Source organism: Microbacterium lacus (assembly GCF_044794305.1).
In the GTDB taxonomy this organism is placed as follows: domain Bacteria; phylum Actinomycetota; class Actinomycetes; order Actinomycetales; family Microbacteriaceae; genus Microbacterium; species Microbacterium lacus_B.
The window spans coordinates 1,622,717-1,644,814 of record NZ_CP084996.1 but is presented as its reverse complement, the minus strand read 5'-3'; the positions used below and the strand labels follow the sequence as shown (position 1 = coordinate 1,644,814).

The following is a 22,098-nucleotide window of genomic DNA, read 5'->3' as shown; positions in this document are numbered from 1 at the left end:
GGGAAGGAGGAACGACGATGGATGTCACCAACGGCACAGCTCTCGCCAACGCGGGCACGTCGCTCCTCGGTGGCCGTTACGAGCTCGGAACCCGCCTCGGAGAGGGCGGAATGGGTGTCGTGTACCAGGCGCGCGACACGGTGTTGGGCCGCACGGTCGCGGTGAAGGTCTTTCGTGACGGAGCGGCCGCGATCGCGCGGACCACATCGGAAGTTCGCCTTCTCGCCGGGCTGAACCATCCTGCGCTCGTGACGCTCTTCGACGCCCAGGTGGGCGAGAACGAACCTCTCTTCCTCGTCATGGAATACGTTGACGGACCCTCTCTTGACGACCGCCTTACGCAGGGTGCGCTCTCGCACGCGAGCGTGTCCCGAATCGGTCGAGATCTCGCTGAGGCGCTCCATGTCGTGCACCAGGCAGGCATCGTCCACCGCGATATCAAGCCCGCCAACGTCCTGTTGCGGGCATCGAGCGTTCCTGGTGAAGAGTTTCACGCCAAGCTCGCCGACTTCGGAATCGCGTACCTCGTCGACTCCACCCGCCTGACCACGCCGGGAACCGTCATCGGCTCGGTGGCGTATCTCAGTCCCGAGCAGGTCACGGGCTCCGCGCCCCTGCTCGCGTCCGACATCTACTCGCTCGGACTTCTCCTGCTTGAGGCGCTCACCGGGCAACGCGCCTTTCCTCAGATCGCGGCGCACGAGGCCGCGCTCGCGCGACTCTCGCAGGAGCCGATCATTCCGTCGACCGTGGGACCCGGCTGGGCGGCGCTGTTGTCGGCCATGACCGCACGTGAACCTTCTGCCCGCCCCACTGCTCTTGAGGCCGTGGTCGCGATCACGCGCCTGGGTTCTGCTTCCGCTATTGGCCCGGCGGGAGGGAATGACGCCACAATCGGCGACGGCGCTCCGGCAACGCACCGTACCGTCGACGCGCCAACCCTCGTTGTGCCGGCAACGGTCGGGGCGGTCGCGCCTCGGGCGGCGTTGCAGACTGCTGCGCACCTTCCTGTCGAAGCCGATTCACAGGCCTCGAACACCGTCACAACTCGACGCAGGCAGTGGAGGAGGCCGCTCGTGGTGCTCGCGATCGGCGCGGGGATCGCGTCAGTCGTTGGTGTCGGCGGAGCGATGCTCTCGGCTCCCGCGATCGTGCCCGCACAGCCCGCAATCGAAGAGCCGCTCGTTCCCGAGCCGGTGCAGGAGCCTGCGCTCGCTCCCGAGAACCCGGCCCCCGAGAACCCGGCCCCCGAGAACCCGGCCCCCGAGAATCCGGCCCCCGAGAATCCGGCCCCCGAGAATCCCGCGCCCGAGAATCCCGCTCCTGAAAGCAACAACAGCGGCAACGGGAACAGTAATAACGGCAACGGCAACGGGAACAACGACAGCGGCAAGGGGAACAGCGGCAAGGGCAACGAAGGTAAGGGCAAGAACGACTGACGACCTCGCCTCCGCTCGCGACGGACTACGCGAACGCGGGGATGCCCGTGATCTGCGCGCCGAGAATCAGGGTGTGCATCTCGTCGGTGCCTTCGTAGGTGCGCACTGATTCGAGGTTGTTCGCGTGACGGAGCGGTGAGTAGTCGAGCGTGACCCCGTTTCCGCCGAGGACCGTGCGGGCGGTGCGGGCAACCTCGATCGCCGCGCGGGCGTTGCTGAGCTTGCCGACCGAGATCTGGTGGTGGGCGAGTGTGCCGGCATCTTTCAGCCGCCCGAGATGCAGCGCGAGAAGAAAGCCCTTGTCGATCTCGATCGCCATATTGACGAGTTTCTGCTGGGTGAGTTGAAAAGCTGCGAGAGGCTTGCCGAACTGTCGACGCTCGAGGGCATAGCCCAGGGCCGCTTCGTAGCTGTCGCGGGCCGCGCCCATCACGCCCCAGGCGATCCCGTACCGGGCTTCGTTCAGGCACGCGAACGGGCCGCCGAGCCCCCGGGCGTGCGGGAGCATCGCCTCTGCCGGAACCCGCACGTCGTCAAGAGTGATGTCGCACTGCACCGATGCGCGAATCGACAGTTTCGGGGCGATCGGCGTCGCGGTGAAGCCCTGGCTGGTCGTCGGGACGAGAAACCCGCGCACGCCGTCGTCGGTCTGCGCCCAGATGACCGCGACCTCGGCGAGGGTCGCCAGGCCGATCCAGCGCTTGCCGCCCGTGATCACCCAGTCGGTGCCGTCGCGCTGCGCGAATGTGGTCATGCTGGCGGGGTCGGATCCTGCGCCCGCCTCGGTCAGGCCGAAGCATCCGATCACTTCGCCCGCCGCCATTCGCGGCAACCACTCCAGCTTCTGCTCCTCAGAGCCATGTCGGTGGATCGCGGTCATCGCGAGCGACCCCTGCACCGAGACGAAGGTGCGCAGGCCCGAGTCGCCCGCCTCGAGTTCGGCGGCGGCGAGCCCGTACTCCACGGCTGAGCGCCCGGCGCAGCCGTAGCCGTCGAGGTGCAGGCCGAGGAGGCCCAGCTCGGCCATCGGCGCGACGATCTCGCGCGGAAACACCGCCCGCTCGTACCAGTCCGCGATGTTCGGCCGGATCGCCTCGTCGACGAACCCGCGCACGCGCTCGCGGAACGCGATCTCGTCGGCGGTCAACGCCGTGTCGAAAGAGATGAGATCTGACGGATGCATCGGCGGTGGCTTTCTCGAGCGTCATTGCGGGCACTCCCACCCTAAGCAGTGATGGCAGCGCAGGGCAGTGCGGGCAGCCTGTATGCAGTGCAGGCGGCTCGGGGGCGACCGATCGATAGGATGGCACACCCACGGTCGAAGGAGCCCCATGACCTCAGGACTTCCCCTCGACGGCATCCTCGTCGCTGATCTCAGCCGGGTGCTCGCGGGCCCGTCGGCCACGATGATGCTCGCCGACCTCGGCGCGCGCGTGGTGAAGGTCGAGCGGCCGGGCCTCGGGGACGATACCCGTCAGTGGGGTCCGCCCTGGGCGGGTTCGAGCAGTTCGTACTTCGAAAGCGCGAACCGGTCGAAGGAGTCGGTGGCGCTGGATTTCACGGATGCTGCTGACCTCGCGGTCGCGCACGCGCTGACAGGTCGCGCCGACGTTGTGGTGGAGAACTACCGCACAGGGTCACTCGCCCGGTTCGAGCTGGACCCCGCGTCGGTGCGGGAGCGGAACCCGCGCGCCGTCTATGTCTCGGTCACAGGCTTCGGCTCCGCGGGGGGAGCGGGGATGCCCGGCTACGACTTCCTCGTCCAGGCGCTCGGCGGCCTGATGTCGATCACCGGAGACCCGGACGGACCGCCGCAGAAAGTGGGCGTCGCCGTCGTCGACCTGCTGACGGCGAAAGACGCCGTGATCGGCACGCTCGCCGCACTCCGCCACCGCGACCAGACCGGCGAGGGTCAACACGTAGAGGTCAACCTGCTGTCGAGCCTGCTCGCGTCGCTCGCCAACCAGGCGTCGGGCTACCTTGCAACGGGGGTGGCTCCTGAGCGGCTGGGCAACCGGCATCCGTCGATCGCCCCATACGATGCGGTGCGCTGCGGCGACGGATTTCTCGCCATCACGACCGGCAACGACCGGCAGTGGGCCGCTCTCGTGGGCGTGCTAGGCGCACCGGAATTGGCGGACGACCCACGGTTCGCAACCAATGCCGACCGGGTTGCACACCACCCTGAGATGATCGCCGAGATCGAGAGGCTTCTCATCGGCGACTCCATCGACGGGTGGGCGCAGCGGATGCTTCTGGCCGGGGTTCCTGCCGGAAAGGTGAACAGCATCGACGAGGCGCTCGCGCTCGCCGAAGATCTCGGGCTGGCTCCTACGGTGTCGGTCGGAGCGGGGCACCCGGCGCAGGTCCGAAACCCGATCACGTACTCGGCGTTTGAACCTCGCACCCCCGGGCATCCACCCGCGCTCGATGAGCACGGCCCGCGGATCAGGGGGTGGCTCGCCCCCTGACCCGCGTGCACTACTCGTACCGCAGCGCCTCGATCGGGTTCTGACGTGCGGCGCGACGCGCGGGCAGCGTACCCGCGACGAACGCCAGGCCCATCACCACGAAGATGACCGTCGCGACCGAACCGGGCGCGTACTGCAGGACGTTCAGCCCCGGCAGGCCCGAAAGCACGGTCTGCGAGAGCACCCCGCTGAGCGGCACGCCGATCGCTATCGATGCGAGCGCACCGAGCGCGCTTCCCAAGAACCCGAGGAAGACAGCTTCGAGGCTGAAGAGAGCGAACACCCGTCCTCCGCTCATGCCCATGGCCTTCATCAGACCGATCTCGCGGGTGCGCTCTTGCACGCTCATGAGCAGGGTGTTGACGATTCCGAAACCGGCCGCCAGCAGGGCGATGACGGCAAAGGCATTGAGCACACCGACGATTCCGTTGATCACGAGCTGGAAAGTTCCCAATTGGTCTTCGAGGGTCTGAGCCGCGAAGCCGTCCTCTGCCAGTCGATCCTGCAGGTCGGCGATATCTGCGCTGCTCATTCCTTCGGTGATCTGCACCGTCGCCTGGGCGAAGGTCGTCTCGATGGTCGACGGTTTGCCGGTCGACCCGATCTCTTCCATCTCGTTCGACAGCGCCGAGTTGAGGCTCACGCCGCTGCCGAGCAGAGACTCGTTCTGTATGCCCACAACGGTCGCCGAGACCTCTGAGCGCTCGCCGAGGTAGTCATCGACGCCGAACACCACTGTCTCGCCGATGGCGGACTCTGCGCTGCCGAATCCGAGGTTCTCGAGGTAGCTCGTCGGCAGCAGCACCTCGAAGTCAGAAGTGTCGTTGTTCAGGGCCGTACCTGCAGCCAGGTCGGCCGGGCTGACACCCGCGGCGACGTTGACACTCACCTCGAACCGGCCATTGTCGCCGTACTCGATCCACGCCGGCGAGATGCTGCTCAGCGGAGTCACCGCGACGACCCCGTCGGTCGCTCGGAGCGCATCGATGTCGGCCACGGTGAGGGGCGCGCCCTGCCCGGGCAGAGCGACCGGACCCGAGGGTCCGCCCCCGCCCGCCACAGCATCGGGGTCGTACGGTTGCGGGCCGTCGCCGGCGTCGACAGGCGTACCTTCTGCGGCTTTCGTGACCAGCAGCACGTCGTCGGCGCCGATCGCGGCGACCTGGGCGGTGATGTAGGTCGACACGCCCGTACCGATGGCCGACGTCGTCGTCAGGGTGAATGCGCCGATGAAGATCGCGATCACGGTGAGGGTCGTGCGCAGCTTGCTGCGGAACGTGCTCTGCACCGCTGTTCCGATGATGTCGCGGGCGTTCATGCTGCCACCTCCTCGACGAGCAGGCCGTCGTGGATCTGGATGCGCCGATCGCACCGGGCGGCGAGGTCACGCTCGTGGGTCACGATCACCAGCGTGATGCCGCGATTTCTGTTGAGGTCGAACAGGATGTCTTCGACGATCGCGCCGGTGGCGGAGTCGAGATTGCCCGTGGGCTCATCCGCGAAGATGATGCTCGGATCGTTCACCAGTGCGCGGGCGATCACGACCCGCTGCTTCTGACCGCCCGACAGGTCGGTTGCCTTGTTCTTTGCTTTGTCGGCCATATCGAGCGCTTCGAGCGCCTCCATTCCGCGACGGCGACGCGCGCGCGGAGAGACGCCGGCGATTTTCAGCGGAAGAATCACGTTCTCTAGCACCGTCGCGTTCGGAATGAGGAAGAACTGCTGGAACACGAAACCGAAAGTGGCGTTGCGCACCTTGTTCACCGCGGGCGAGGAGAGCGTGCTGACGCTCTCGCCCTTCATGAGCACGTCGCCGGATGTCGGTGCGTCGAGGAGGGCGAGGATGTGCATGAGCGTGGACTTTCCGGATCCGCTCTTACCGGTGATCGCGACGCTCTGTCCGTCCTCGATGCGCAGCGACACCCCGCGGAGCGCGTCGAACCGGGTCGATCCGCGCCCGTAGGTCTTGGTCAGGTCACGGGTCTCGAACACGCGCGCTTTCGTCGGCGGTGGGGCCGTAGCTGAAGTGATGGTGGTCATGCTTCCAGCGTCGTTCGCCGGGCGGGCAGCAGCATCCGCCCGCTGTCGACACTTGCGTACCGCAGGCGCAGTACGAACGAACACTGCGAATGACGGATGCCGCGGTCCGGTCGGGTGTGGCACGCTCGATGCATCCGCTTCGAGGAGGTCACCATCGCCTGCATCGCCGAGTCGTCCTCCACCCCTGCGGCGGTGGAGCCCTCGGCGCGCATGCGGATGCCCGCGTGGGTGTCCGACGTCCTGCTCGGGTTGCCTGTCGCGCTCGGGGCACTGGCCACGATGCCCTTCGCTGATGCCTCGCAGAACCAATCACCGTGGGCGGGGCTCGCGGTCGGCATCGCCGTCGCCGCGGCGCTGCCGCTGGCGCGACGGTTTCCGCGCACGTTGCTCGCGGTCACCACCCTGATCGCGGCGGCAGCTCCGCTGTGGTCGACCGCGAATCTGGGTCTGGTCTTGGCCTGCGCGATCTGCCTGTACCGACTCGCAGCGGTCACCGCCGACCGACGCGTCGTGTTGTTCGCGCTTCTCGCTTCCGCAGGTCTGCTCGTCGCGAGTGTCGCACTCTTCGGCCCCGAGGATCGCTACGTGGCATGGATGCTGCAGCCCGTGGCCGTGCTCGTCGGGGCTGCCGCGTTGGGCGAGGCCACCCGCAGCAGGCGGGCGTACATCGATGCGATCACCGAACGTGCCGAGCGAGCCGAGCGCACGCGTGAGCTCGAAGCCGAGCGCAGGGTGACGGAGGAGCGCCTCCGCATCGCGCGTGATCTACACGACGCCGCCGGTCACCAGATGGCGGCCATCAACCTCAATGCCGGCGTCGCCAAGAACGCCCTGCCGAACGACCCCGAACGTGCGACCGCTCTGCTGACCAGCATCCAGCACTCCGCCCGAATCGTGCTCGACGAGATCGGTGCGCTGCTGCACCTTCTTCGCGGGGTGGCCGATGATGGCGAGGCGCTGGCGCCGGTCGCAACCTGGGCGAACATCCCGCTCGTCGTCGAGTCCTTTCGCTCGACCGGGCTCGAGGTGACCGCCGACCTCGCCACCGACATCGACGGTTTGCGGGGGGCTGCGGACGTCGTGGCGTACAAGGTGATGCAGGAAGGGCTCGCCAACGCGCTGAAGCACGGTGACGGGGCCGCTACTGCCTCTGCCAGGGTGGTCGACGGCGGATTGGTGCTCCGCGTCGAGAATCTCGTCGGCACCTCACTCGCATCCGCGCCGTCGGGGCGATACGGGCTCATCGGGATGCGCGAGCGTGTCGAGCCGGTCGAGGGGTCGGTGCACGCGCGCCGCGAAGCCCGACGTGACGGAACGGCATTCGTGCTCGAAGTACTGATTCCGCTACCGCCCGAAGAGGGCTCGACATGACGAAGGTTTCTGTGCTGGTGGTCGATGATCAGCCGGTGATCCGTGCGGCAGTGGCGGGACTCATCGCGCACGAGGCAGACCTCGACGTCGTCGGCGAAGCGTCGACGGGCGAGGATGCCCTGCGTAAAGCTCAGAGGCTCCGGCCCGACGTGGTGGTCATGGACGTGCGGATGCCCGAGCGGGACGGCATCTGGGCCACTCGGCAGATCTGCGCCGATACCGACCTGTCGGGGACCCGCGTGCTGATCCTCACCACGTTCGAAGACGAGGCGTACGTCGTCCAGGCGCTCCGAGCCGGGGCGAGCGGATTCATCGGAAAGGGCGCGGACCCCGAAGAGATCGTCGCGGCCGTGCGCACCGTGCACGTCGGCGAAGCGTTGCTGTCGCCCCGCGCGACACGCGCGCTCATCGACCGGTACTCACGCACCGATCAATCGGCGGCGTTCTCGTCGGCGCCTCCGGTCGACCTCGGTGCGCTCACCGAACGCGAGACCGAGGTGCTCGTGATGGTGGCCCAAGGCCTCAGCAACGCGCAGATCGCCGAGGCCCTGGTCATCTCGCCCCTGACGGCGAAGACGCACGTCAACCGCATCATGACCAAGGTCTCGGCCCACGACCGCGCCCAACTGGTGATCGCTGCCTACGAGAACGGGCTCGTTCGACCGGGCGTCGAGTAAGCCGACAGCGTCAGCGTCTTGACGACCTCTGCACGCGAAGGCTGTGCTGGTCAACCCCCTGTGCGCGCGGGCTCGGGTCAGCGAGTCTGGGGTCATCGACGAAAGGATGTCGCAATGGACGACAAGCGAACTTCTGAAGACTTTCCCACTGATGCGCCGGTAGAAGCCGACGCGCCCATCGAGTCCGCCACCCCTGGTCAGGTAGCAGATCCGGACATGAGCGCGGACGAAGAGGGTGTCTCCGGGGGAACCGAGAGAGTCGTCGATGATGCGCTGGACGGCGGGTTGGATCCCGACGCCACGGTCACCTCGAGAGACGCGCTGTGATGAGCGACTCGAGCACCGCCGACACGTTCGACGAGCCGGGTGGCAACTACCCCGACAAGGGGGAGGGGCACCCCAACGCCGACGGCAGCGGCCCTGATGAGGGCGGTGAGTGGTCGGGACCGGTCTCTTCTGGCGACAATGAACCGAGCCCGCAGACCGAGCCCGCGCAGGACATGAATGACACCACGGCCGACGAGCGTCTCGAGGGGGTGATCGTGCAGACCCGCGGCGATATCGTCGTGCAGGGCATCGATGATCGCGCCACGGCCAGTCGACTGCTCGCCCAGCGCCTCGCGGACATCGGTGTCGTCGTCGAGGGAGATGAACTCGACGACCTGGTCGCACGCACGATGTCGTGGGACGACGACGCGCGGATCGATCCTGGAGTTCACTGATTCGGTCGCGAGGCGCCATCACTTCGTTTAGTCGCTAAAATAGTTGCATGACCACTATTGCCCTTTTCGGTGCGACGGGCAAGACCGGTCGGCGCGTGCTCGAAAGAGCGCTCGCCGTCGGCTACACCGTGCGCGTCCTCGTCCGCGACCCGGCCAAGCTCTCGATCTCGTCGCCGAACCTCACCGTCATTCGGGGTGACGTCCAGGATCCCGCTGCCGTCGACCGGGCCGTTGCGGGGGCGGATGCTGTGCTCAGCCTCTTCGGTCAGGTGAAGGGCTCATCACCGACGCTGCAGACCGACGGCACGAGACACATCGTCGACGCGATGAAGCACGCCGGACTGACGCGCATTGTGACTCTTTCGGGCGGCGGTCTTTCCGCGCCGCCCGACAAGCCCGGGGTTGCCGACAAGATGATCCGCGTTCTGCTCAAGACGCTCGCGGGTCACGTGCTCGCCGATGCCGAGAGCCACCTCGCAGTGCTCCAGGCCTCGGGACTGGACTGGACGGTCGTGCGCGGCCCGCGCTTGACCGAGAAGCCCGGTGTCAGCAACTACCGGGTCGGCTGGGTCGGCGTGAACGCGAGCACGCAGATCAGTCGGGATGACCTCGCCGACTTCATCCTCACGCAAGTCGATGACCGCACCTTTGTCGGGCAGATGCCCTTCGTGAGCGCGTGAGCCTCGGATGACGGCTCTCACCACCTCGCGGGCGACGCAGATCGGAGCCGTTCTCGAGGCGGTAGTGGCGCTCTCACGCGAGCTCGCTGCTCCGAGGCAGACTCCCTTCGGTGACGCGGTCCTTACGCGAACGCAGCTCGACATCCTGTTCGTCCTCGCTCACTCCGCCGAGCGGATCACGCCCGGGCACCTCGCATCCCTTCTTCGCGTGACGCCTGGAGCCATCACCCAGACCGTCGATCAGCTGCGCGAACAGGGGCTCGTCGAACAGACGATCTCCGACGAAGACGGCCGTTCACGCGTGCTCATGCTGACCGCCTCCGCGCGGGCGGATGTCGCAGCCTTCGAGGCGGCGAGCGTCCTGCGGGTGGCGCCGTGGTTCGCCGAACTGACCGACGACGAACTCGACGGGCTCGCAGCATCCCTCAGCAAAGTATCGAGTGGCGCGTAGGCGTCGTTCGCGAGCGCGCAATCAGGAAGGCCGATCGAAGTACGCAGCAATTGTCGGGCGCTGCGGGTCGTCGTCGAGGACGGCCGCGCGATCGGTGTCGAAGTCGCGAACGCCGATGGCTGGCGCGGAGTGATCGAGGCAGACGAAGTCGTCATCGCCTCCGGCGGATTCGGCACTCCTAGGCTCCTGCTCGCGTCGGGCATTGGCCCGGCCGATCAGCTGCTGGCCTCGGCGACGACGATGACCGCGTCGCGCCCTTTGGGCTGATCGTCGGACTCCAGCGCCCGTATTCACGGGGGACGGTGGTGGCAGCATCCGCCAACCCGCTTGCCGCCCCGAGGATCACCTACGGCTACGCGGTGGTCGACGGCGCCGGCCGGGTGCGCGGCATCCGGAATCTGCGTATCGCCGACACCTCGATCCTGCCGGTCGTACCTTCGCGGGGTCCCGCGTCGGCGGCTATGGCGATTGGTGCGATCCTCGCCGAGCAGTTGCTGTCAGGGCTGGAGTCGCTCTAGCTTCCATTCGCCCCGCGCGGATCCGTCGCGGGTGAAGACGAGCCTGTCGTGCAACCGGGACGTTCTACCCTGCCAGAACTCGATCCGCCACGGTGTCACGCGGTACCCACCCCACCTCCCGGGGCGGGGGACAGGACTGCCCTCGGGGTGTTCGGCCTCGAGCTCGCGCACACGGGCCTCCAGCTCGTCCCGGGAAGCGATCGGCTCGGATTGTCGACTGGCCGTGCCCGCGAGGCGCGACCCGTGCGGTCTTGTGCGCCAATAGGCATCCGATTCGTCGTCGCCGACCGGCGCGACATCTCCGGTCACGATCACCTGGCGGTGCAGCGAATACCAGGGAAAGAGAAGTGTCGCCACCGGATGGGCAGCCAGCGCACGACCCTTGCGCGAAGACCGATCGGTATAGAACACGAAGCCGCGTTCGTCGTGGGCGCGCAGCAACACCGTGCGGCTGGAGGGCACGCCGTCGGCATCGATCGTGCCGACGACCATGGCGTTCGGCTCGTAAACACCTCGCTCGGCAGCGTCGGCAAGCCAGCGATCGAACTGCGGCGACGGATCCGCCGCGAGGTCGGCCTCGTCGAGACGTTCGGCGCCGTAGTCGGTGTGCTGCGAGAGCGGAAGGCCCGGATCAGTCATGCTCTGAGACTAATCCGGACCTCCGCGCGCGGCTCTGGTACGCGTCAGACGGTGACCTTTTCGCGGGCATCGGCACCGGATGCCTCGACCGCCGGTGCCACCGACACCTCGGCCAACGCATCCGCGCCACGGGCTTGCGCTTCGGCATCGGTGAGCGTGGGCTTGCGCGGCCACCAGAAAGTGTCTTTCGTGATGAAGGCGAGCGCGGGAACGATGACCGTGCGCACCAGCAGGGTGTCGATGAGCACACCGATGCACACGATGATGCCGATCTGAGTGAGGGTGATGAGCGGCAGCACTCCCAGGACCGCGAAGACTGCGGCGAGCAGAATGCCTGCGCTCGTGATCACCGCACCGGTGGCAGCCAGCGCCCGGATCATTCCCTGGGTGATACCCAGGTGCTCGGCCTCTTCTTTCGCACGGGTGACCAAGAAGATGCTGTAGTCCACACCCAGCGCCACGAGGAACAAGAAGCTGAACAGCAGCACGTTCGTGTCGATTGCGGGGAACCCGAAGAGCGGCGTCTGGAACAGCCACCAGCTGAGTCCGATCGCCGAGAAGAAGCTGGCGACCACCGCGAGCAGCAAGAGAAGCGGCGCCACGAGGGCGCGCAGCAGGACCACCAGGACGATGAAGACGAGCGCGAGGATCAGCGGAATGAGGAGCGCCTGGTCGCGCTCCTGCGCGTTGGTGACATCCAGGGCCTGTGCATCGAGTCCGCCGACGAGTCCCGCACCCGACCCGATGTCATCGAGTGCCGCACGCATCGCTTCGATGGTGGCGAAGGACTCCGGAGTCTCGGCCGCCGCGTTCAGCGTGACACTGATCTGCGCGAAGTCGTCGGTGCTCGCGCCGACGGTCGCAGCATCCACCCCATCGATGTCGGCGAGCGCGCTCGCGGTCTCTTCTGCCTCGTCCAGCGGGACGATCACGACGGCGGGGGAGGTCGTGCCCGCAGAGAACGCCTCGGCGAGAACCTCCTGGCCCTGCACGGCTTCAGGCTTCTGCAGGAAGCGATCGTTCTGCGACAGGCCGGTTTCGACGAAGAACATGCCGCTGGCCATCGCGCCGAGCACGACGAAGCCGCCGGTCGCGACGATGACCGGACGCTTCGAGACGGCGCGGCCGAGCTTGCCCCAGACGCTGCGTGAGATCGCATCGCGCGAACCGAACTTCGGTACGTACGGCCAGAACAGTCCGCGACCGAAAAGGAGGAGGGCTGCCGGGAGTACGAACAGGGCGAAGATCATCGCGACCACGATGCCGACCGCGCAGGCGAGGCCGAGCGCACGGTTGCCGGCGAGTTCGGCGAACAACAGGGTGGCGAGCGCCAAGGCGACGGTCGATCCGCTCGCGATGATCGCGGGTCCTGCGCCACGCAGCGCGTACTGCATGGCGACGCGTCGGTTCTCGTGCAGACGCAGTTCATCGCGATAGCGGGCGATGAGGAGAAGTGCGTAGTTCGTGCCGGCACCGAAGACGAGCACCGACAGGATGCCGGTGATCGAAGCATCCAGCGCAATGCCCGCGACTTCGGCAACCTGTCGGGCGACGATGCCTGCGAGAGCGTCCGCGACACCGATGACGATCAGCGGGACCAGCCACAGCCACGGGCTGCGGTACGTGATGAGCAGGAGGATCGCCACGACGATCACCGTCGTCAGCAGCAGGGTGAAGTCTGCACCGGCGAACACCGCGGCCACGTCGACCTCGAACCCTTCAGCTCCGGTGAGATACACGCGGACGTCGTCGAGGTCGGCGGCCGCGGCATCCCGAATCTCTTGCGCACGCTCTGCCTGCGCCGCGACGTCCGTCTCTGGCTCGAGGGGCACGACGAGAAGGGCGACGGTGCCGTCTTCTGACACCTGCGCGGGCGGAACGAAGCCCTCGCTGGAGAGCTCGGCGAGTTCGCCGAACGCCTTCGCATCGATCGTCGCGAGTGCCTCAGTGCTGAGTTCGCCGTCCTCGGCCGCGAAGACGAGCAATGCCGACGTGCCGTCGGCGCTGGGGAAGTCCTCTTGCAACTTCTGTACCTGGACTGACTCCGCTGAGTCGGGCAGGCCCACGGACGGTGCGGTTTCTCCTTCTTCGCTGCCGCTCAGGGCGAAGAGGGCGCCGGCCGCCAGGGCGGCGAGGACGAGAACGATCCATGACGTCTGGGCAGACGTGATGAAGCGGAGCAGACGGGTCATCGGGGATCCTCTGTGAGTGTCGAGTGGAGACAATTCGCTAGTTTATCTAATTATCAGGTTCGCTAGGGATATTAGCGCTATTGTGGTGCCCATGCAACCGACCACGGATGCTCCTTCACCGCCGCGCGGCGCTCCCCGTTTCCGGGAAGCGACGCAGCTTTTGCGCGACTTCCTCGAGGTGAGCGAGCTGTTCGAGAAGTCGCTCGGCGCTGAGCTGAACGTCAACCAGACCGACCTCGAGGCGATGGAACACCTGCTCATGAGTGGTCCGCTGGGCCCGAGCGAACTAGCCCGCAGGCTCGGTATCTCAACCGCGTCGACGACCACGGCGATCGACCGCCTCGTTGCGGTCGGACACGTCACGCGTGAACCCAATCCCGACGATCGTCGTGGCGTTCTCGTCGTTCCACAGCCAGCATCGCGCGAGCGCGCGATGGCCCGCCTCATGCCGATGATCATGGGGCTGGATGCCGAGCTTGACCACTTCTCAGAAGACGAGCAAGAGGCCATCACCCGGTACCTGCGCCGGGTGGTCGATCTGTACCGGCAGCACGCCACCGGCGTGTGACGGTCCGTCGTTTCAGAGCGTGACGGCCAAGGGGTCGAACCCGTCGGGCAGCGAGCCCACCGCATCCACCGTGCTCTGTACCGGCACGAACGTGCCCGACTCGACGGAATCCTCGATCGACAGCAACGTATCGAGCACGTGGTAGCCGAAGCGTCCGGTCGCCACATGTGGACGCCCTGCGCGGATCGCACGGCCCATGTCGAGAAGGCCGAGTCCGCGCCCCACCAGCACACCCTCCTGCGGGACGTCGACGGTTTTATGAACGACGGGCGCGGGTGGAGTGACGGCTTCTGTGAGCGGGCGGATGATCGTGACCGCGCCGCCGAATGTGTTCGGGTCGGGAATCACAAGGGTGCCTTCGGTGCCCGTGATCTCGACCACGCCATGGCGCAGCAGCGGTGAATCGGTCGAGTAGAGGCTCTGGGCCTGGCCGCCCTGTTCGAACTGCATCAGCACCGAGACCGTCGAAGGGATCTCGATCGGAAACTCTTCGCCGGCCAGCGGGCCGACCTGCACACGGCGTGTTTCGCTGCCACGCAGGCCGAGCGCGGCGACGGTCGCGACCGGACCGAAGACGTGCACCAGGGTCGAGACATAGTACGGACCCATGTCGAGCAGCGGTCCGCCGCCGTGGGCGTAGAGGAACGCAGGGTTGGGGTGGAAGAGCTCGGGGCCTTGCCACTGGAACTGCGTCTGAGCGAACAGCGGCCGGCCGATGTCTCCACGGGCGATGGAGCGCTTCGCGGTCTGCACTCCCGGGCCCAGTACGGTGTCGGGGGCGACGCCGACACGCAGGCCCGCAGCATCCGCCTTCTCCAGCAGACCGAGCGACTCTTCGCGGTTCACACCGATCGGTTTCTCGGTCCACACGTGCTTACCGGCGGCGATGATCGCCTCAGAGACTTCGACATGCACTGCCGGGATCGTGAGGTTCACCACGATCTCAATATCGGGGTCGTTCAGCACCGTGTCGATTCCGCCGGCACGGGCAATGCCATACTTCGCCGCCTGGTCGCGGGCGCGGTCTTCGATGAGGTCGCCGATCGCGAGGACCCGCACATCAGGAAAGCTCGTGAGCTGGGTCAAGTACTGGTCGCTGATATTGCCCGCGCCGATGATGCCGACGCCGAGGGGTGCGCTCGCGGTAGCCATCACTGAACTGCCTTTTCCGTGCGCTGGTCGAGGTAGACGCGGCTCTGCTCGACAGCGTCGAACAGGTCGCCGTCGTAGTGGTCGAACTCGACAATGGCGACTTCGAGGGCGGATGCTGCGGCCAGCGCCTCATCGAGCGGCACGACGCCGAGCCCTGCCGGAACCTGATCGGCAGGCGGATAGGCGGCCAACTTCTCGGGGTCCAGCGTTCCGTCCTTGACGTGGACGGCGATCACGCGGTCGCCCAGCGTCCGCAGAAGCTCAGCGGAATCAACGCCCCCGCGCGCAACCCAGTACAGGTCGACTTCGAGCACCACGCGGGGGTCGAGGAGGTCGGCGAGAAGTTCGAGTCCGGTCTTACCGTCGAAGGTCGCCTCGATCTCGTGTGCGTGGTTGTGGTAGCCGACACGGATGCCGCGTGCGGCGCCGATCTCGGCTGCGGCGTTCAGCAACTCGGCCGTCTCGGCGATCTGTTCGCGGGTGCTCCAACGCTCCGGTGCGGTGTACGGGTCGATGACGGTGCCCATTCCGAGGATCTCGGCGGCATCGAAGACGACGTCGGGCGGGGGAACGGGGAGGGTCGTGCCGCTGCCGTCGGGGTTCACGAATGAGGTCGAGGCGAGGAAGGCGTGACCGGTCGGTGCCTGCAGCTTGTGGGCAGCGAGCGAGTCGGCCATCGGCTGAGCGCGGCGCACGAAGTCGTAGGGCTCGACGGCGGTGAAGCCCCGTCGAGATAGCTCGGCGAGCGTACCGTCGAGGTCAGCCTCGAGGGCCTCCCGGACTGTGAACAGCTGGATGGATGTGAGGACCGTCATCGGTCTGCTCCTTCGAGATTGGTGCTTCGCGTGCGGGGCGGAGCCCTCGATCGCGCTGGTGAAGAAGCTAGCACACAAAACCTCCATGCGGAGGTTTTTGCGAGATAGGGTGTCGCTATGGCTTCCGCATCCGACTCCGCACCGCAAGATCACGCGGTCGAGCCCGCGCGATCGCGCGGTGGGTACGCCAAGGGCATCGCCCGCCGCCAAGAGATCCTTGATCGAGCCATCGAGGTGTTCGCGTCCCGCGGCTCGGAACGGACGAGCCTGCGATCGATCGCGCAAGAGGTCGGAGTCACTCACGGTGCGCTCTCGCACTACTTCGGCTCGCTGGAAGAACTGCTCGTCGAGGTCTACCGGGAATCGGATCGGCAGGTCGAGCGACGGCATCCTGAACCCGTCGATGTGACGCCCGTCGAACTCATGCGGGAATCTGCGCAGCGCAACCGCGGCGTGCCCGGTCTTGTCGCGCTGTACTCCACTCTCGTCGCCTCGGCGCTGGAGGAGGGCCACTTTGCTGCACGCGAGTTCGCCACCACGCGCTTCGCACACCTCCGTGCCGATCTCGCGGAGCGTGTGCGGCAGAACCAGCAGAGCGGACGTATGCGCGCCGACGTCGATCCCGATGCGGTAGCGGCTCTGGTGATCGCGGCGTCGGACGGTCTGCAGACTCAGTGGCTACTCGAGCCTGCCGTGGATGAGCAGGGCGCTCTGACTCTTTTGGATGATCTGCTGCGACCTCATGCCGCAGGGCGTATGTCTTCTGACGACTGAACTACCGTCGCTTCTTCGGAGCGGCACTCACGTCGATGAGGTCTTGACCGCCGTGCGACGACCACGAGCTTTCGAGCCCGCGCTCGGCGTGCTGGGACGCACGCACCGCGCGCTCGTCGGCCCACTCGTTCAGCACGTGCCCCGAGTGCCCGCGCACGTGTTCGAGCACCACATCCGGAAGGCCAGCGGCCCGTCGCGCATCGCGCGCCACGATCAAGTCTTCGAGAATCTCGCGGTTCTTCACAGGGGCGCCGGCCGCCGTCTTCCACCCGCGCCGTTCGTGCCCGGACATCCACTTCTCATAGGTGTCGATCGCGTACTTCGAGTCGGCCTGAATCACGAGGTCTGCGACCGACGCGTGGTCGGTGAGGGCGGCAAGCAGCGCGAGCAGCTCACCGATGTTGTTCGTGCCCACAGGAAGCGACCCTGCAGCCCAGTGGCCGTCGGCGGCCACCCAGGCCCATCCCGTCGGCCCGGGATTGCCCTTGCAGGCTCCGTCGGTTGCCACCACATATCCATCGGTCATCGCGTATTCCTCACCTCTCCATCCAACACGGTCGGGGCGGTGCCTGCGCGCGCCGGATCCTCGCACGCCCGTGGCATCCTGAATCGACACCACAGCCTGACGGAGAGCCCATGGACATCAGCCGAGTTGACCCGAGCCTGCGCGCCGCCACGAAGCGCGCCCCTCAGCTGAAGATCGAGAACCGCGTCGTTCTCGCGCTCATCTCGAACCTCACGAAATTCATCCCCGGTTTCCGCACGAACGGGGTGGAGCGTCGCGTGATCCGCGACGGCGACGTGCGAGTTCGGCTGTTCATCCCTCCTGCTCCCACTGGCGCAGGGCTTCTGTGGATCCACGGCGGGGGACTCGTGCTCGGCGCGGCGGCGATGAGTGACCAGTTCTGCGGCGAGACTGCTCGCGACACGGGTGTGACGATCGTCTCGGTGGAGTACCGGGTGGCGCCGAAGCATCCGTTCCCCGCCGCGCTCGATGACGTCTACGCGGGATGGCACTGGATGCGGCAGCACGCCGCCGAACTCGGGTTCGACGCGAACCGGCTCGCGGTGGGCGGACAGAGCGCCGGGGGAGGGCTGGCCGCGTGCCTCGCCCAGAGGCTGCACGACGAGGGCCAGCCGCCAGCGGCGCAGTGGTTGTTCTGTCCGATGCTCGATGACCACACGGCTGCTGATCGTGCGCGCGATGCCGACGACAACTTCGTGTGGAACAACCGCGCCAACCTCGTCGGCTGGCGGTCGTACCTCGGCGGCGACCCGGGTGGCGCGGTCGTGTCGCCGTACGCGGTCGCCGCTCGACGAGAGGACCTCACCGGTCTGCCGCCGACCTGGCTGTACGTGTCGGACATCGAACTCTTCCACGACGAGTGCGTGACGTATGCCGAGCGGCTCGCCGCCGCGGGTGTCGACGTCACATTCCGGCTCGAGCATGGTGCTGCGCATGGTTTCGAGGCCTGGGACTCGGACTCGGCTCTTGCGCGCGAGTTGCTTGCGAACGCGCGGACATGGCTAGGTGCGCGGCTCGCGGCCTGAACCGCGCTGCCGCTAGCGCATGAGAATCAGCGCGTGAGCACGAGCGCGTCGCCCTGACCGCCGCCGCCGCAGAGCGCGACGACCGCGGTGCCCGAACCGCGACGCACCAGTTCGTGGACCGCGTGCACGACGAGGCGGTTGCCCGACGCGCCGATCGGGTGACCGATGGCGATGCCGCCGCCGTGCGGATTGACGATCTCGTCCGATAGGCCCAACTCTGCCTGTGACTGAGCGACGACTGCGCCGAAGGCTTCGTTGATCTCGACGAGGTCGAGGTCGGCAGTGGTGATGCCCTGCTTTGCGAGGGCCTTCTCGATCGCCCGTGCCGGCTGGGCCTGCAGTGAGTTGTCGGGGCCGGCGACCTGGCCGGACGCACCCACGACTGCGAGCACCGCCCAGCCGTTCTCGTCGGCGTGCGAGCGAGTGGTGAGCACAACGGCCGAGGCGCCGTCCGAGATCTGCGACGCGTTGCCCGCGGTGATCGTGCCGCCTTCGGCGAAGGCCGGGCGCAAGCCCGCGAGGGTCAGGGCGGTGGTGTCGGGGCGGATGCCTTCGTCCTTGGTGAGGACGACCGGGTCGCCCTTGCGCTGCGGAATCTCGACCGGGATGATCTCTGCGTCGAAGAGTCCGTCGGCCTGAGCGGCCGCCGCACGCTGGTGCGAGCGGGCGGCCACGGCATCCTGTGCCTCACGCGTGATGCCGAGGCGCGGGTTGTGCCGCTCGGTCGAGGCGCCCATGCTCTCGCGATCGAACGCGTCGGTGAGGCCGTCGTGGGCCATGTGGTCGAGCACCTCGACCGAGCCGTAGGCCCAGCCGTCGCGTGAGCCCATCAGGAGGTGCGGTGATCGAGTCATCGACTCCATGCCGGCGGCCACGACCACGGTCGCGTCGCCGACGCGCAGCATCCGTGCCCCGTCGATAATCGCCGTGAGGCCCGAGAGGCAGACCTTGTTGACGCTGCCGGCGTGGACGTCCCAGCCGATCCCTGCGCCGATCGAGGCCTGCCGAGCGGGGTTCTGTCCCGAGCCTGCGGGCAGCACTTGCCCGACGAGAACGGCGTCGACCGCCGATGCCGGGATCCCACCCTTATCGAGGGCGCCCTTGATGGCGAGTGCTCCCAGTTGGGGTGCGGTGAGCGGTGCCAACTGGCCTTTCAAGCGCCCCTGCGGGGTGCGGCCGGCGGCAACAATGACGACGTCGTCGTGGTTCATGCTTCGATTCTCTCTCCGACAGCCACGATGAGGGTGGGTTCGGTCGCGGCGACGACTTCTTCGATCGTCACTCCCGGTGCGGTTTCGACCAGCACGAGTCCGTTGTCGGTGACGTCGATCACGGCGAGGTCGGTGATGATGCGATCGACCACTCCGCGCCCGGTGAGCGGAAGAGAGCACTCATTCACGATCTTGGCCGAGCCGTCGCGGGCGACGTGCTCCATCAGCACGATGACTTTCGCGGCGCCGTGGACGAGGTCCATTGCGCCACCCGGACCCTTGACCATCTTGCCGGGGATCATCCAGTTGGCGAGGTCTCCCGAGGCAGAGACCTGCATCGCACCGAGGATCGCGGCATCGATCTTGCCGCCGCGGATCATGCCGAAACTTGTCGCCGAGTCGAAGAACGCCGAACCGGGCAGGGTCGTGACGGTCTCCTTGCCGGCGTTGATCAGGTCGGGGTCGACGTTCTCTTCGGTCGGGTAGGGCCCGACACCGAGGATGCCGTTCTCGGACTGCAGCACGACCGTCATGTCATCGGGCACGTAGTTCGGCACCAGGGTCGGCAGGCCGATGCCGAGGTTCACGTATGAGCCGTCGGTGAGTTCGGTGGCCGCGCGGGCGGCCATTTCGTTGCGAGTGAGGGCCATTTCATGCTCCTTCGGGGATGTCGCGGGGGGTGCCGTCGGGGTTCGTCAGCGCCTCGGCGACCGAGACGGTGCGCCGTTCGATGCGCTTCTGGATGTTGTGGCCGACCTCGACGAGGCGGTGGACGTACACGCCGGGAAGGTGGATGCTGTCGGCGTCGAGTTCGCCGGGTTCGACCAGCTCTTCGACCTGCGCGATGCAGACCTTGCCGGCCATCGCCGCGAGGGGGTTGAAGTTGCGGGCTGCCTTGTTGAAGACGAGGTTGCCGTGCCGGTCGCCCTTGGCCGCGTGCACAAGTGCGAAGTCGGTGACGATCGCCTCTTCGAGGACGTACTCTCCGTCACGCCCGCCGAACGAGAAGGTGCGGACGTCTTTGACCGGGGACGCGACGGCAATGCCGCCGTTGCCGTCATACCGGCGGGGGAGCCCACCTTCTGCGACCTGCGTGCCGACGCCGGTCTGGGTGTAGAACGCGGCGATTCCCGATCCGCCCGCGCGGAGCTTCTCGGCGAGGGTGCCCTGTGGTGTGAGTTCGAGTTCGAGTTCGCCGGAAAGGAACTGGCGCTCGAACTCCTTGTTCTCGCCCACGTACGACGAGGTCATCTTGCGGATGCGCTTCGCGTTGAGCAGGATGCCGAGACCCCAGTCATCCACGCCGCAGTTGTTGCTCACGATGCTGAGCTCGCTCGTGCCCTGCACCAGCAGCGCTTCGATGAGGGCGATGGGGTTGCCCGACAGGCCGAACCCGCCGACGGCGAGGCTCGCGCCATCCGGAATGTCGGCGACAGCCTCGGCGGCTGACCCCCAAGTCTTGTCGATCACGTGGACTCCTTCGTCGGAAAAGCTCTTCGACCATCGTCCGCCACTGCACGAGCGGTGTCACGGACGCGGTTGCGATGTGGAACCTCGACCGCCTATCGTCCATATTGTGGACACCCTCGCCAAGACCGTCATCCCCGGAGCGCAGTCCGTGGCGCGCGCCGCGCGCCTGCTCCGGCTGGTGACGCAGGCGGGAGATGAGGGCATGCCGGTGTCCGATCTGGCCCGAATGGCCGAGCTCACCCGTCCCACCGCGCACCGGCTGCTCACCGCTCTGGCTCACGAGGGACTCGTCGATCAGGATGAGCGCACCGGACGGTGGATGCCCGGCCCTGAGCTGTACCTGATGGGCCAGGTCGCGGCATCCCGTTACGACATCACCGGAATCGCGCGTGACATCGTGCGATCGCTGGCGGTGCGCACGGAGGAGAGCGCATTTCTCTCGGTGCGCCGTGGTGACGAGACCGTATGTTTGCTCCGCGAGGAGGGAAGCTTTCCGATTCGCTCGTTCGTGCTGTCGGAGGGTGTGCGCTTTCCGCTCGGGGTGGCCTCGGCGGGGCTCGCGATCCTCTCGTTCCTGCCGCCTCACGATGTGGACGCTTATCTTGAGCGCCACCCGGAACTTCCTCAGCAGTGGGGCGCGGCACACGGTGAGAAGCGCCTGCGCGCTCGACTTCGCGAGACGAAAGAGCGCGGGTACGCGATCAACGCCGGGCTCATCGTCGAGGGGTCTTACGGAATCGGCGCCGCGGTCTTCACCCGCGAGGGTCACCCGCAGTGGGCGCTGAGCCTCACGGGCGTGCAGTTCCGCTTCGGACCCGACCGGCAGGCTGAGCTCGGTCGGACCCTGCTCGCGCACGCGCACCAACTGAGCTCGCGCATCGCGGCCGCCGGCCGGTAGGCCCATAGGGATCTGTCGAGTGTCCAAAACACGCGGGCACCGGCGTGAGCCGTCCGCGTGTTATGGACACTCAACAGGGGGGGAGGGGGCGGCCATCACTCGACCGCGCGGGCGAGCAGGGTGAGCCTGCGCTCGCGCATCGCGAGGAACAGCGGGAACGTGAAGGCGAACGCCGTGAGGCCGGATGCTGCGACATAGAGCCACCCGAAGCGCATGCGCAGGCGCCGGGCCTCGACGATGATGAAGACGCACCCCGCGATCGCCACGACCAACAGGTCGACGGTGATTGACGAGACCGCCGGGCCGCTCGAGACCAGATCGCCGATGAAGTTGTTCATCTGCGTGATCGCCAGGGCGTTGAACCACCACGTGCCGATGAGCCCCGCGACCGCCAGACTCAGATAGATGATCGCAAGCGGAGTCCAGTGGCGCGTCCAGGTTCGGGTCATGCGCCGATTC

General features: G+C 67.1%; 26 protein-coding genes. 14 read left to right on the top strand and 12 right to left on the bottom strand.

Annotation, left to right across the window (positions count from 1 at the left end):
• Positions 1-17 precede the first annotated feature (17 nt).
• Positions 18-1,439, top strand: a complete 1,422-nt coding sequence (locus LG299_RS08040) for a protein kinase (protein ID WP_404434599.1) — start codon at positions 18-20, stop codon at positions 1,437-1,439.
• 25 nt (positions 1,440-1,464) lie between these two features.
• Here the strand turns inward: LG299_RS08040 and LG299_RS08035 are convergent, their stop codons facing one another.
• A complete protein-coding gene (locus LG299_RS08035; RefSeq protein WP_404434598.1) occupies positions 1,465-2,622 on the bottom strand; it encodes an acyl-CoA dehydrogenase family protein in 1,158 nt (385 codons plus the stop codon).
• 148 nt (positions 2,623-2,770) lie between these two features.
• On the opposite strand from LG299_RS08035, the gene LG299_RS08030 reads away from it, so the two are divergent.
• Positions 2,771-3,910 (top strand): CaiB/BaiF CoA transferase family protein, encoded by a 1,140-nt coding sequence (locus tag LG299_RS08030; RefSeq protein WP_404434596.1) that lies wholly within the window; start codon positions 2,771-2,773, stop codon positions 3,908-3,910.
• A gap of 10 nt (positions 3,911-3,920) precedes the next feature.
• On the opposite strand, the gene LG299_RS08025 is transcribed toward LG299_RS08030, so the two are convergent.
• Together LG299_RS08025 and LG299_RS08020 are read right to left on the bottom strand one after the other, a co-directional pair.
• A complete protein-coding gene (locus tag LG299_RS08025; protein WP_404434595.1) occupies positions 3,921-5,228 on the bottom strand; it encodes an ABC transporter permease in 1,308 nt (435 codons plus the stop codon).
• Positions 5,225-5,950, bottom strand: coding sequence for an ABC transporter ATP-binding protein (locus LG299_RS08020; protein WP_404434593.1), 726 nt, complete (start codon positions 5,948-5,950; stop codon positions 5,225-5,227). Before LG299_RS08020 ends, LG299_RS08025 begins: the two co-directional genes overlap by 4 nt.
• 96 nt (positions 5,951-6,046) lie before the next feature.
• Here LG299_RS08020 and LG299_RS08015 point away from each other — a divergent pair, with 96 nt between their 5' ends.
• The 8 genes from LG299_RS08015 (at position 6,047) to LG299_RS07980 (ending at position 10,369) form a co-directional block, all read left to right on the top strand.
• Positions 6,047-7,321: a sensor histidine kinase gene (locus LG299_RS08015; protein WP_404434591.1), complete on the top strand. Its 1,275-nt coding sequence runs from the start codon at positions 6,047-6,049 to the stop codon at positions 7,319-7,321.
• The gene (locus LG299_RS08010) at positions 7,318-7,998 is read left to right on the top strand and encodes a response regulator (RefSeq protein WP_404434589.1); all 681 of its coding nucleotides are present in this window, start codon (positions 7,318-7,320) and stop codon (positions 7,996-7,998) included. Before LG299_RS08015 ends, LG299_RS08010 begins: the two co-directional genes overlap by 4 nt.
• 114 nt (positions 7,999-8,112) lie before the next feature.
• The gene (locus LG299_RS08005) at positions 8,113-8,325 is read left to right on the top strand and encodes a hypothetical protein (protein ID WP_404434587.1); all 213 of its coding nucleotides are present in this window, start codon (positions 8,113-8,115) and stop codon (positions 8,323-8,325) included.
• Positions 8,325-8,720, top strand: coding sequence for a hypothetical protein (locus LG299_RS08000; RefSeq protein ID WP_404434586.1), 396 nt, complete (start codon positions 8,325-8,327; stop codon positions 8,718-8,720). The genes LG299_RS08005 and LG299_RS08000 overlap by 1 nt, the downstream gene beginning before the upstream one ends.
• 47 nt (positions 8,721-8,767) lie before the next feature.
• Entirely contained in the window at positions 8,768-9,400 is a 633-nt protein-coding gene (locus LG299_RS07995; RefSeq protein ID WP_404434584.1) for an NAD(P)-dependent oxidoreductase, read from the top strand.
• 7 nt (positions 9,401-9,407) lie between these two features.
• Complete coding sequence (locus tag LG299_RS07990; RefSeq protein WP_404434582.1) at positions 9,408-9,851, top strand: MarR family winged helix-turn-helix transcriptional regulator; 444 nt, start codon at positions 9,408-9,410, stop codon at positions 9,849-9,851.
• A gap of 33 nt (positions 9,852-9,884) precedes the next feature.
• Complete coding sequence (locus LG299_RS07985) at positions 9,885-10,118, top strand: GMC family oxidoreductase N-terminal domain-containing protein (protein ID WP_404434842.1); 234 nt, start codon at positions 9,885-9,887, stop codon at positions 10,116-10,118.
• Positions 10,119-10,156: 38 nt separating this feature from the next.
• Positions 10,157-10,369, top strand: coding sequence for a GMC oxidoreductase (locus LG299_RS07980; RefSeq protein WP_404434580.1), 213 nt, complete (start codon positions 10,157-10,159; stop codon positions 10,367-10,369).
• On the opposite strand, the gene pdxH is transcribed toward LG299_RS07980, so the two are convergent.
• Complete coding sequence (pdxH, locus tag LG299_RS07975) at positions 10,349-11,008, bottom strand: pyridoxamine 5'-phosphate oxidase (RefSeq protein ID WP_404434579.1); 660 nt, start codon at positions 11,006-11,008, stop codon at positions 10,349-10,351. The two genes, LG299_RS07980 and pdxH, sit on opposite strands and share 21 nt — an antisense overlap.
• A 44-nt stretch (positions 11,009-11,052) precedes the next feature.
• Entirely contained in the window at positions 11,053-13,200 is a 2,148-nt protein-coding gene (locus LG299_RS07970; protein WP_404434578.1) for an MMPL family transporter, read from the bottom strand.
• Positions 13,201-13,291: 91 nt separating this feature from the next.
• Here LG299_RS07970 and LG299_RS07965 point away from each other — a divergent pair, with 91 nt between their 5' ends.
• A complete protein-coding gene (locus LG299_RS07965) occupies positions 13,292-13,768 on the top strand; it encodes a MarR family winged helix-turn-helix transcriptional regulator (protein ID WP_404434576.1) in 477 nt (158 codons plus the stop codon).
• Between the two features lie 12 nt (positions 13,769-13,780).
• Here the strand turns inward: LG299_RS07965 and LG299_RS07960 are convergent, their stop codons facing one another.
• Both LG299_RS07960 and LG299_RS07955 read right to left on the bottom strand, forming a co-directional pair.
• The gene (locus tag LG299_RS07960) at positions 13,781-14,920 is read right to left on the bottom strand and encodes a Gfo/Idh/MocA family protein (protein WP_404434575.1); all 1,140 of its coding nucleotides are present in this window, start codon (positions 14,918-14,920) and stop codon (positions 13,781-13,783) included.
• Complete coding sequence (locus tag LG299_RS07955) at positions 14,920-15,735, bottom strand: sugar phosphate isomerase/epimerase family protein (protein ID WP_404434573.1); 816 nt, start codon at positions 15,733-15,735, stop codon at positions 14,920-14,922. The genes LG299_RS07960 and LG299_RS07955 overlap by 1 nt, the downstream gene beginning before the upstream one ends.
• Positions 15,736-15,852: 117 nt before the next feature.
• Between LG299_RS07955 and LG299_RS07950 the strand changes: the two genes are divergently transcribed.
• Positions 15,853-16,509, top strand: coding sequence for a TetR/AcrR family transcriptional regulator (locus LG299_RS07950; RefSeq protein WP_404434572.1), 657 nt, complete (start codon positions 15,853-15,855; stop codon positions 16,507-16,509).
• A 1-nt stretch (position 16,510) separates the two neighbouring features.
• On the opposite strand, the gene LG299_RS07945 is transcribed toward LG299_RS07950, so the two are convergent.
• Positions 16,511-17,035, bottom strand: coding sequence for a ribonuclease H (locus LG299_RS07945; protein ID WP_404434571.1), 525 nt, complete (start codon positions 17,033-17,035; stop codon positions 16,511-16,513).
• A gap of 110 nt (positions 17,036-17,145) precedes the next feature.
• Between LG299_RS07945 and LG299_RS07940 the strand changes: the two genes are divergently transcribed.
• Complete coding sequence (locus LG299_RS07940; protein ID WP_404434570.1) at positions 17,146-18,060, top strand: alpha/beta hydrolase; 915 nt, start codon at positions 17,146-17,148, stop codon at positions 18,058-18,060.
• A gap of 26 nt (positions 18,061-18,086) precedes the next feature.
• On the opposite strand, the gene LG299_RS07935 is transcribed toward LG299_RS07940, so the two are convergent.
• From LG299_RS07935 to LG299_RS07925, 3 genes are read right to left on the bottom strand one after another with little or no spacing between them, the layout of a single operon-like run.
• Positions 18,087-19,271, bottom strand: coding sequence for an acetyl-CoA C-acetyltransferase (locus LG299_RS07935; RefSeq protein WP_404434569.1), 1,185 nt, complete (start codon positions 19,269-19,271; stop codon positions 18,087-18,089).
• Positions 19,268-19,921, bottom strand: coding sequence for a CoA transferase subunit B (locus LG299_RS07930; protein WP_404434568.1), 654 nt, complete (start codon positions 19,919-19,921; stop codon positions 19,268-19,270). The genes LG299_RS07935 and LG299_RS07930 overlap by 4 nt, the downstream gene beginning before the upstream one ends.
• Position 19,922: 1 nt before the next feature.
• Entirely contained in the window at positions 19,923-20,741 is an 819-nt protein-coding gene (locus LG299_RS07925; RefSeq protein ID WP_404434567.1) for a CoA transferase subunit A, read from the bottom strand.
• Positions 20,742-20,847: 106 nt separating this feature from the next.
• On the opposite strand from LG299_RS07925, the gene LG299_RS07920 reads away from it, so the two are divergent.
• Positions 20,848-21,639: an IclR family transcriptional regulator gene (locus LG299_RS07920; protein WP_404434565.1), complete on the top strand. Its 792-nt coding sequence runs from the start codon at positions 20,848-20,850 to the stop codon at positions 21,637-21,639.
• A 95-nt stretch (positions 21,640-21,734) separates the two neighbouring features.
• On the opposite strand, the gene LG299_RS07915 is transcribed toward LG299_RS07920, so the two are convergent.
• A complete protein-coding gene (locus tag LG299_RS07915; protein ID WP_404434564.1) occupies positions 21,735-22,088 on the bottom strand; it encodes a DUF2834 domain-containing protein in 354 nt (117 codons plus the stop codon).
• Positions 22,089-22,098: the final 10 nt, after the last annotated feature.

What these genes read in the sequence shown, in the direction of transcription:
- LG299_RS08020 (WP_404434593.1), bottom strand. Translation starts at nt 5,950, where the DNA reads ATGACCACCATCACTTCAGCTACGGCCCCACCGCCGACGAAAGCGCGC.
- LG299_RS08025 (WP_404434595.1), bottom strand. Translation starts at nt 5,228, where the DNA reads ATGAACGCCCGCGACATCATCGGAACAGCGGTGCAGAGCACGTTCCGC.
- LG299_RS08015 (WP_404434591.1), top strand. Translation starts at nt 6,047, where the DNA reads ATGCCGCGGTCCGGTCGGGTGTGGCACGCTCGATGCATCCGCTTCGAG.
- pdxH (WP_404434579.1), bottom strand. Translation starts at nt 11,008, where the DNA reads ATGACTGATCCGGGCCTTCCGCTCTCGCAGCACACCGACTACGGCGCC.
- LG299_RS07990 (WP_404434582.1), top strand. Translation starts at nt 9,408, where the DNA reads ATGACGGCTCTCACCACCTCGCGGGCGACGCAGATCGGAGCCGTTCTC.
- LG299_RS07955 (WP_404434573.1), bottom strand. Translation starts at nt 15,735, where the DNA reads ATGACGGTCCTCACATCCATCCAGCTGTTCACAGTCCGGGAGGCCCTC.
- LG299_RS07940 (WP_404434570.1), top strand. Translation starts at nt 17,146, where the DNA reads ATGGACATCAGCCGAGTTGACCCGAGCCTGCGCGCCGCCACGAAGCGC.
- LG299_RS07930 (WP_404434568.1), bottom strand. Translation starts at nt 19,921, where the DNA reads ATGGCCCTCACTCGCAACGAAATGGCCGCCCGCGCGGCCACCGAACTC.
- LG299_RS08000 (WP_404434586.1), top strand. Translation starts at nt 8,325, where the DNA reads ATGAGCGACTCGAGCACCGCCGACACGTTCGACGAGCCGGGTGGCAAC.
- LG299_RS07995 (WP_404434584.1), top strand. Translation starts at nt 8,768, where the DNA reads ATGACCACTATTGCCCTTTTCGGTGCGACGGGCAAGACCGGTCGGCGC.
- LG299_RS07965 (WP_404434576.1), top strand. Translation starts at nt 13,292, where the DNA reads ATGCAACCGACCACGGATGCTCCTTCACCGCCGCGCGGCGCTCCCCGT.
- LG299_RS07970 (WP_404434578.1), bottom strand. Translation starts at nt 13,200, where the DNA reads ATGACCCGTCTGCTCCGCTTCATCACGTCTGCCCAGACGTCATGGATC.
- LG299_RS08040 (WP_404434599.1), top strand. Translation starts at nt 18, where the DNA reads ATGGATGTCACCAACGGCACAGCTCTCGCCAACGCGGGCACGTCGCTC.
- LG299_RS08035 (WP_404434598.1), bottom strand. Translation starts at nt 2,622, where the DNA reads ATGCATCCGTCAGATCTCATCTCTTTCGACACGGCGTTGACCGCCGAC.
- LG299_RS07960 (WP_404434575.1), bottom strand. Translation starts at nt 14,920, where the DNA reads ATGGCTACCGCGAGCGCACCCCTCGGCGTCGGCATCATCGGCGCGGGC.
- LG299_RS08010 (WP_404434589.1), top strand. Translation starts at nt 7,318, where the DNA reads ATGACGAAGGTTTCTGTGCTGGTGGTCGATGATCAGCCGGTGATCCGT.
- LG299_RS07935 (WP_404434569.1), bottom strand. Translation starts at nt 19,271, where the DNA reads ATGAACCACGACGACGTCGTCATTGTTGCCGCCGGCCGCACCCCGCAG.
- LG299_RS08005 (WP_404434587.1), top strand. Translation starts at nt 8,113, where the DNA reads ATGGACGACAAGCGAACTTCTGAAGACTTTCCCACTGATGCGCCGGTA.
- LG299_RS08030 (WP_404434596.1), top strand. Translation starts at nt 2,771, where the DNA reads ATGACCTCAGGACTTCCCCTCGACGGCATCCTCGTCGCTGATCTCAGC.
- LG299_RS07950 (WP_404434572.1), top strand. Translation starts at nt 15,853, where the DNA reads ATGGCTTCCGCATCCGACTCCGCACCGCAAGATCACGCGGTCGAGCCC.
- LG299_RS07915 (WP_404434564.1), bottom strand. Translation starts at nt 22,088, where the DNA reads ATGACCCGAACCTGGACGCGCCACTGGACTCCGCTTGCGATCATCTAT.
- LG299_RS07945 (WP_404434571.1), bottom strand. Translation starts at nt 17,035, where the DNA reads ATGACCGATGGATATGTGGTGGCAACCGACGGAGCCTGCAAGGGCAAT.